The following is an 8402-nucleotide window of genomic DNA, read 5'->3' on the forward strand; positions in this document are numbered from 1 at the left end:
TCCTCGCATCACGAGTAGGGACGCCGAGTCGGACGATGACTGCGGCACAGGAGCCTCCTGGGGGGATAGGGACGCGGTGGTGGCCCCGCCCGCCTGACGGCGCCGGTTTGGCACCACCGCGGCGGCACCGAGGTCGGCGTCAACGGTGCCGCTGCGGTCCGGACAGCCGGTCAGGCGGGCGGGACGTTCTTTGTGGTGAGGGGGAAAGACATGGTGGTGATCCCGTCCGCCCGACCGCATGCGCCATGACCCCGGCACGCGGGATGGGCGGGAGTGCCGGCGGTCGGACGGGACGGTCGGGCGGACGGGAAGTCTGGCGGGAACGGGAGGTCAGAGGGGACGGGCGGTACGAGGTAAATGGGTCATCGGGTTCCTCACGCCCCCCGATGGCTGGGATGTCGGATCGCGATCGCTGTGGGGTCTGCCAGCGCTCGTTCGACCACGACGCCGGCCGCTCCGCGCGAGGCGGCGCCGAAGCCGAGGTCGGAGGCGATGAACCGGCAGCGGTCGGCTGCGCCCGTGATGCTCAGGCGGACCAGTTCCTCCTGGGCCGCGGGGATGAGCCGGTCGGCGAGCCTGGCGAAGTAGCCGCCGAGCACGATCACCCTCGGGTTGAAGAGGTTGACCAGCGTGGCGGCCCCGAGCCCGAGCCACCGGCCCACCTCCGCGAGGGCCGCCTCGACGCGGGGGTCTCCCTCGGCCCGCCGCTGCTCGATCTCGGCCAGCCGTTCCTCCGGGTCGCGGACGAGCTGCCGGCCTATGCCGTACGCGCGGTCGGGGGTGGCCATGCGCACCAGTGCGGCCAGCCCGACCTTGGTCTCCCAGCAGCCGACACGGCCGCAGCGGCACGACTCGCCGGACGGGTCGACCATGACGTGGCCGACCTCTCCGGCGAACCCGTCCGCGCCGCCAAGTAACCGGCCGCCGGAGATGATGCCGCCGCCGACGCCCACCTCCCCGGTGAGGTAGACGAGGTCGGGCGTGCCCGCCGCGACCCCCGAGGTGAACTCGGCCAGCGCGGCGAGGTTGGCGTCGTTGTCCACGGCGATGGGGATGTCCGCGCGGATGTCGGCCTGGGACAGCCGCTCGGCCACCGCCACCCCGCGCCAGCCGAGATTCGGGGCGACGACGACGGTGCCGGTGGTCGTGTCGATGAGCCCGGGAACAGCCACGGTGATCCCCGCGGGAGCGATCCCGATCCGGTCGAGATCGGCGACGGTCCGCTCGACCACCCGGGCCAGCTCGTCGAGTGAGCGTTCCGGGCTGGAGCCCATGGCGTCGAAGCCGATACGGCGGTCGGCGAGCACCCGGCCGGCCAGATCGGTGGCGAAGGCGGCGATGTAGTCGACGTTCACCTCGACGCCCAGGGCGCCGACCCCCGAACCGTCCAGGACGAGCGCGACACTCGGGCGGCCGACGGAGCCGGCGTGCTGTGGCCCGGTCTCCTTGACCAGCCCGCGTGCCTGCAGTTCGTTCACCAGGCTGGTGACGGTCGTCTTGTTCAGCCCGGTCGCGACGGCGACGGCCGACCGGGAGCAGGGGCCGTACACGCTCACGTGGCGCAGCACCAGAGCAAGGTTGGAACGGCGCACGGTGGCCTGGTCCGCGGGAACACCCGCGGCCCCGCCCCGACTCGGCGAGTCGGTCGTACGGCCGTCGGCCCTGCTGTGGTTCACCGCTCTCCCTCAATTAGTTCGCATGGCTCGCCGAATTAAAGGCGCTGGTTTCCCCCAGGCACAAGGGGGAACCGGCAGTGATTTGCGTAACGTTCCGGTAACCAGGTCACAAATTGGTTCTGACCTGCAGCGGAACCGAGCGATGCCAACTCGTTACGCGTCCCGGGGGTGCACGTTCGGACACCTGCGTGTTACAACCCTGATTAATTGATCTCAGAGACAAACAAAGGGCAGGTGAGGGCAGAGTGACGTACGAGTCGCACCTCACCCGTCCCTGGGGTGGCTCTCCGCCGGCGGGTCCCGCCGCGCTGCGCCGGGCGAACCTCTCGATGGTGCTCCGCGAACTTCGCGACCACGCCACCCTGTCCCGCGCAGACATCGCCCACGCGACGGGACTGCACCGGGCCACCGTCTCCAGCCTCATGTCCGAGCTCCTCGAACGGCGGCTGGTGCGGGAGCTCGGCGTCGAGCACGTGGGCGCCGTCGGACGTCCCAGGCGGGCGGTGGCGCTGCACGGCGCACACGTCGGCGCTCTGGGCATGGAGATCAACGTCGACTACATCGCGGTCCACGGCACCGACCTCAGCGGCCGGGTCCTGGTCGAGCGCCGGGTGGTCTTCGACACGATGGGCAGCCGTCCGGACAGCGCGGTGCGCCGGCTCGGGCTCGTGGCCAAGGAGTCCGTGGAGGCGATGGCGCGGGCCGGCGCCGTCCCCGCGGGCATCGTGGTGGCCGTACCCGGCCTCGTGGACGTCGCGCGCGGCGTCGTGACGCTCGCGCCGAACCTCTACTGGCAGGACCTGCCGCTGGCGGACCAGCTCTCCACGATGCTCGGCTCGCTGCGCGTGCCCGTGCGCGTGGACAACGACGCCAACCTCGCCGCGCTGGCCGAGTTCACCTCGGGGGTCGCGGCGGGCACGCCCGACCTGGTCTACCTCACCGGCGAGGTGGGCGTCGGCGGCGGCATCATCTGCGGCGGCAGGCTCCTGCGCGGCGCGGACGGCTTCTCCGGCGAGGTGGGGCATCTGCGGGTCGACCCGAACGGCGACCAGTGCGGCTGCGGCCGCATCGGCTGCTGGGAGACCAAGGTCGGGCTGGCCGCGCTCGTCCGCGCCGCCATGCCCGAGCAGGCGTACGGACTGCCCGGCATGCCGGTTCCGGACCCCGGTGAACGAGTGGCCGACATCGCCCGGGGCCTGGCCTCGGGCGACCGGCGGATGATGCAGGCGGTGGCGCAGGTCGGTCAGTGGCTCGGGCTCGGCGGCTCGATCGTGGCCAACCTGTTCAACCCCCGCGTGATCGTCATCGGAGGCTATTTCGCCTCACTGGCCGAGTGGCTGCTGCCGCACGCGCAGGATCAGCTGCAACGGCTCGTGATGGCCGCGCCGGCCACTCAGTGCCGGTTCGTCGCCTCGACACTCGGCTTCGGCGCCGCATCCCGCGGCGCCGCGAGCATGGTGGTGAACCAGATCATCGACGACCCGACAACGATCATGGATTCATTACCCAGGCCGGCAGCCTACTGACGCTGACGGCCCCCACAGACCTGGAGACGGCACCCTCCAGCAACCGAAATATCCGCTTCGACCAAGTGGCAACAAGCGCGGCGGCGCGCGCCTTGCCTGACGTCCCCCCGGTCAGGAAGGGTTTTCCATGACACCACGTTCTCGAACGTGGGCCTGGCCGCACAACGCGGCCCAGCCAAGCGGACGGCGTCCCAGACGTCTGACCGCGGCGGCGATGGCACTCGCCATCGCCGCTCCCGCCATCACGCTCCTGTCGGCGCCCGTGAGCGCCGAGGCCGCCACCGCGGCCGCGGAGCCCGACTTCAAGGTTCTGGTCTTCTCGAAGACCACCGGCTTCCGGCACGACTCGATCCCCGAGGGCATCGCGGCCGTCCAGAAGCTCGGTCAGGAGAACAACTTCGCGGTCGACACGACCGAGGACAGCGCCGCGTTCACCGATGAGAACCTGGCGCAGTACCAGGCCGTGGTCTTCATGTCCACGACCGGCGACCCGGTGAGCACCCAGGCTCAGAAGGACGCGTTCCAGCGTTACATTCAGAAGGGCGGCGGCTACGTGGGCGTCCACGCCGCCGCCGACAGCGGATACAACTGGGCCTGGTACGGCAAGCTCGTCGGTGCGTACTTCAAGCAGCACCCGGCGATCCAGCAGGCGACCGTCAAGGTCGAGGACCCTGCGCACCCGTCGACCAAGGGCCTGCCGACGAACTGGGTCCGTACCGACGAGTGGTACGACTACCAGACGAACCCGCGTGGCACGGTCCACGTCCTGACGTCGATGGACGAGAAGTCCTACACCGGCGCCACGATGGGGGCGGACCACCCGAACACCTGGTGCCAGGACTACGACGGCGGCCGTTCGTGGTACACCGGCCTCGGCCACCAGAAGGAGAACTACAGCGAGGCCAACTTCCTGAAGCTGCTGCTGGGCGGCATCAAGACCGCCGCCGGCGCTGAGAAGGCCGACTGCTCGGCCTCGCAGAGCAGCAGTTTCGAGAAGGTCACCCTCGACGACAACACGTCGAACCCGATGATGATGAGCATCGCCAACGACGGCCGCGTGTTCTACGTGGACCGGCTCGGCGAGGTCAAGGTCATCAAGCCCACCGGTGGCACGGTCACGGCCGCGAAGCTGGACGTCTTCACGGCCAACGAGAGCGGTCTGCTCGGGATCACCCTCGACCGCGACTTCGACACCAACAAGTGGGTGTACCTCTACTACTCGCCCAGCTCGGCGAACGTCGACCGGCTGAGCCGGTTCACGGTCACCGGTGACACGCTGGACCTGAACAGCGAGAAGAAGATCCTCGACGTTCCGGTGCAGCGGGCGGAGTGCTGCCACCACGGCGGCGGCATGCTCATGGACCACAAGACCGGCGACCTGTGGCTGGCGACGGGTGACAACACCAACCCGTTCGCCTCCGACAGCTACGCGCCGATCGACGAGCGGTCGGGCCGTGCGGCCTGGGACGCGCAGCGTTCCTCGGCCAACACCAACAGCCTGAGCGGCAAGCTGCTCCGGATCCACCCGGAGGCCGACGGCACCTACACCGTCCCGGCCGGCAACCTGTTCGCTCCGGGCACCGCGAAGACCAAGCCGGAAATCTACGGCATGGGCTTCCGCAACCCGTTCCGCATGGGCATCGACCCGAAGACGGGCAACATCATGCTCGGCGAGTACGGTCCGGACGCCAACGCGGCGAACGCCACCCGTGGCCCGCAGAACACGGTCGAGTGGAACCTCATCACCAAGCCGGGCAACTACGGCTGGCCGTACTGCATCGGCAACAACACCCCGTACATCGACTACGACTTCGCCACCCGGCAGTCGGGCCAGGCGTTCAACTGCGCCGCGCCGGTGAACGACTCGCCGAACAACGACGGTCTGACCAACCTGCCGCCGGTGATCCCGGCCACGATCTGGTACCACTACCAGGCCAACACGACCTTCCCCGAGCTCAGCGGCGGCGCGCCGATGGGCGGCCCGGTCTACCGCTACAACGCCGACCTCAAGTCGAACGTGAAGTGGCCGGCCTACTGGGATGGCAAGGCCATCTTCGGTGAGTGGAACAACAACCAGGTGTGGTCGTTCCAGCTCGACGAGAACGGCACCAAGCTCGTCGAGATGAACCGGATCCTCTCGTCCCTCAGCTTCAAGAAGCCGATGGACATGAAGTTCGGCCCCGACGGCGCGCTCTACATGATCGAGTGGGGCTCCGGCTTCGGCGGCGACAACGCCGACTCCGGCGTCTACCGCATCAACTACATCAAGGGCAACCCCCTGCCGGTCGCCCACGCCGAGGCGGACAAGACCGACGGCCCGCTGCCGCTGACCGTCAAGTTCTCCAGCGAGGGCAGCCGCGACCCCGACGACCAGGCGCTCACCTACGCCTGGGACTTCGACGGTGACGGCAAGACCGACTCCACCGAGGCCAGCCCCTCCTTCACCTACGAGAAGGCGGGACAGTACAACGCGGTCCTGACCATCACGAACGAAGAGGGCGAGACCGCGACGGCCGCCGTCATCATCGTGGCCGGCAACAACCGGCCGACGGTCAAGGTGGAGCTGCCGCCGAACGGCGCGTTCTTCGAGTTCGGCGACCAGGTGAAGTTCAAGGTCACCGTCACCGACCCCGAGGACGGGACGATCGACTGCGACAAGGTCAAGATCCAGGCGATCCTGGGTCACGACAGCCACGGCCACCCGCTCGACCAGTACAGCGGCTGTGAGGGCACCGTCCAGACCCAGCAGGCGGGCCACGGCGAGACCGACAACCTGTACTACGCGATCGAGGCCAGCTACGCCGACAAGGGCAACGGCGACGCCCCGTCGCTGACCGGGCGTGGCGAGGTGCTCCTGCAGCCGAAGCGCAAGCAGGCCGAGCACTTCACCCAGACCGGCCGGGTGACCGGTGGGGTGGGCACGGACGCCGCCGGTGTCCAGGCCGAGGCCACCACCGACACCGCGGGTGGCGCCCAGCACATCGCCTTCGTCCAGGACGGCGACTGGTGGTCGTTCGACCCGGTCAACCTGACGAACATCAGCGCGATCCGGCTGCGTGCCGCCTCGGGCGGGGCCGGCGGCACCGTGCAGATCCGTGCCGGCGACCCGAACAACGGGACGCTGATCGGCTCGGCCGACATCGCTCCGACCGGCGGTTGGAACACGTTCAAGGACGTCACGGTCAACCTGAACAACGTTCCGACGACCAGCGGCCCGCTCTACTTCGTCGTGCGCAAGCCGGCGAGCGCGGCCAACGACGCCTACCTGGTCAACTTCAACTGGGTCGACTTCATCGGCAAGGGCGCCACGGAGAACGAGCGTCCGATCGTGACCGTGACGGCGAACCCGACCACGGGCATCGCTCCGCTGAAGGTCGACTTCACGGCGGCGGCCACCGACGCCGAGGGCGACCCGATCACCTACAAGTGGGACTTCGGGGTGAACGGCTCGCCGCAGCCGACGACGGCCAACGCGAGCTACACCTACAACGCGCCGGGCACCTACACGGCCGTTGTGACCGCGTCCGACGACAAGGGCGCTTCGTCCACCGCCAAGGTCGAGATCAAGGTGAACGCGCCGGCCACGGTGTGCTTCTCCGGTCGTTCCGACGACTTCCTGGGCAACCAGCTCGACCGTGACCGCTGGTCGGTCGTCCGGGAGAACCAGGACCTCAGGGTCGCCGACGGCAAGCTGATCATCCCGACGTCGACCACCGACATCTACCAGACGACCAACAACACGCCGAACATCGTCGTGCAGCCGGCTCCCTCGGGCGCCTGGACGGCCACGGCCAAGCTGACCATGGACGCGCGTGACGCGTACCAGCAGGCAGGCCTGATCATCTACGGCGACGACGACAACTACGCCAAGATGGTGCTGCAGGCGCGGTCGACCAGCGGCTCGAACCACGCCAACCGCGTCTTCCAGTTCATCCGTGAGGACAAGGGCAACCCCAACGAGGTGACGGCGAGCAACACCGCCCAGCTCGGGGACGCCTACCCCGACACGGTGTACGTGCGGTTCATCAGCGACGGCACCAACATCACCGCGCACTACTCGTCGGACGGCAGCAACTTCACCGCGATGTCCGAGACCAAGCCGCTCGCCGGGATCACCAACCCGAAGATCGGTCTGATCTCGCTGGCCGGGGCCAACCACCCGGTCGTGGACGCCGCCTTCGACTGGTTCCACATCACGCCGGACGACAAGGCGACCGGCCCGAACCCGGACGACGACTTCAACGGCACCTCGCTCGACAACTGCCGCTGGGACTCGATCGTCCGCTCCGACCCGACCACGCTGCGTGTGACGGGTGGGAACCTGGAGATCGACACCACCACGGGTGACATCTACGGGACGCCCAACGGCGCTCCGAAGAACTTCATCCTGCAGAAGGCGCCGAGCGGTGACTGGACGCTGGAGACCAAGGTCGACGGCTCTGCTCTCAGCGAGCAGTACCAGCAGGGCGGCCTGATCGTCTACGGCGACGACGACAACTACGTGAAGTTCGACTTCCTCACCACCAACACCGCAGGGTCGACGGTGGCGCGGACGATCGAGCTCCGCAGCGAGGTCGGCGGCACCGTGCAGAACCCGCAGCCGCAGGTCGCCAACCGCACCACCGGTGTGTGGTGGCTGCGCCTGAAGAAGGTGGGAGACAGCTTCACCGGCTCCTACTCCTCCGACGGCACCACCTGGACCGACCTGGCCACCAACGGCACGGTCACCCCGGTGAAGAACAGCGCCGTGGCGAACGCGTCGAAGGTCGGCGTCTACACCATCGGCACCAACCAGGGCGCGTCCAAGACGGTCAAGTTCGACTACTTCAAGCTGATCAAGGCGGGTAGCGAGGACAAGACCGCTCCGGTGACGACGGCGACGACCGACCCGGCGCAGCCGGAGGGCGGCTCGTTCACCGGCCCGGTCACGGTCACGCTGAAGGCGGTCGACGAGACCGGCGGCAGCGGCGTCGCCAAGACCGAGTACTCGGTCGACGGCGGCGACTGGACGGCGTACACCGCTCCGGTGACCGTCTCGGGCGAGGGCCAGCACCAGCTGCGCTACCGCTCGACCGACAAGGCCGGGAACACCGAGGAGATCAAGACGCTCTCGCTGACGATCTCCGCGGCTCCCTCGGCGGAGGTCAAGCTGACCGTGACGGCCGCGCCGCGCTGCATCGGCAGCTCGGTGTACCTCGCG

Annotated in this window: 3 protein-coding genes; 2 read left to right on the forward strand and 1 reads right to left on the reverse strand. The window is 68.8% G+C overall.

Annotation, left to right across the window (positions count from 1 at the left end):
* Positions 1-374: 374 nt before the first annotated feature.
* Positions 375-1676, reverse strand: a complete 1302-nt coding sequence (locus AAH991_RS39340; RefSeq protein WP_346231054.1) for an ROK family protein — start codon at positions 1674-1676, stop codon at positions 375-377.
* Between the two features lie 245 nt (positions 1677-1921).
* On the opposite strand from AAH991_RS39340, the gene AAH991_RS39345 reads away from it, so the two are divergent.
* Together AAH991_RS39345 and AAH991_RS39350 are read left to right on the forward strand one after the other, a co-directional pair.
* Positions 1922-3202 carry an ROK family transcriptional regulator gene (locus AAH991_RS39345; protein ID WP_346231055.1) on the forward strand — a complete coding sequence of 427 codons (1281 nt, stop codon included), beginning with the start codon at positions 1922-1924 and terminating at the stop codon, positions 3200-3202.
* Between the two features lie 214 nt (positions 3203-3416).
* The coding region (locus AAH991_RS39350; RefSeq protein ID WP_346231056.1) for a ThuA domain-containing protein at positions 3417-8402 on the forward strand (4986 nt) is incomplete at its 3' end.

The sequence above is a fragment of the Microbispora sp. ZYX-F-249 genome, assembly GCF_039649665.1.
In the GTDB taxonomy this organism is placed as follows: domain Bacteria; phylum Actinomycetota; class Actinomycetes; order Streptosporangiales; family Streptosporangiaceae; genus Microbispora; species Microbispora maris.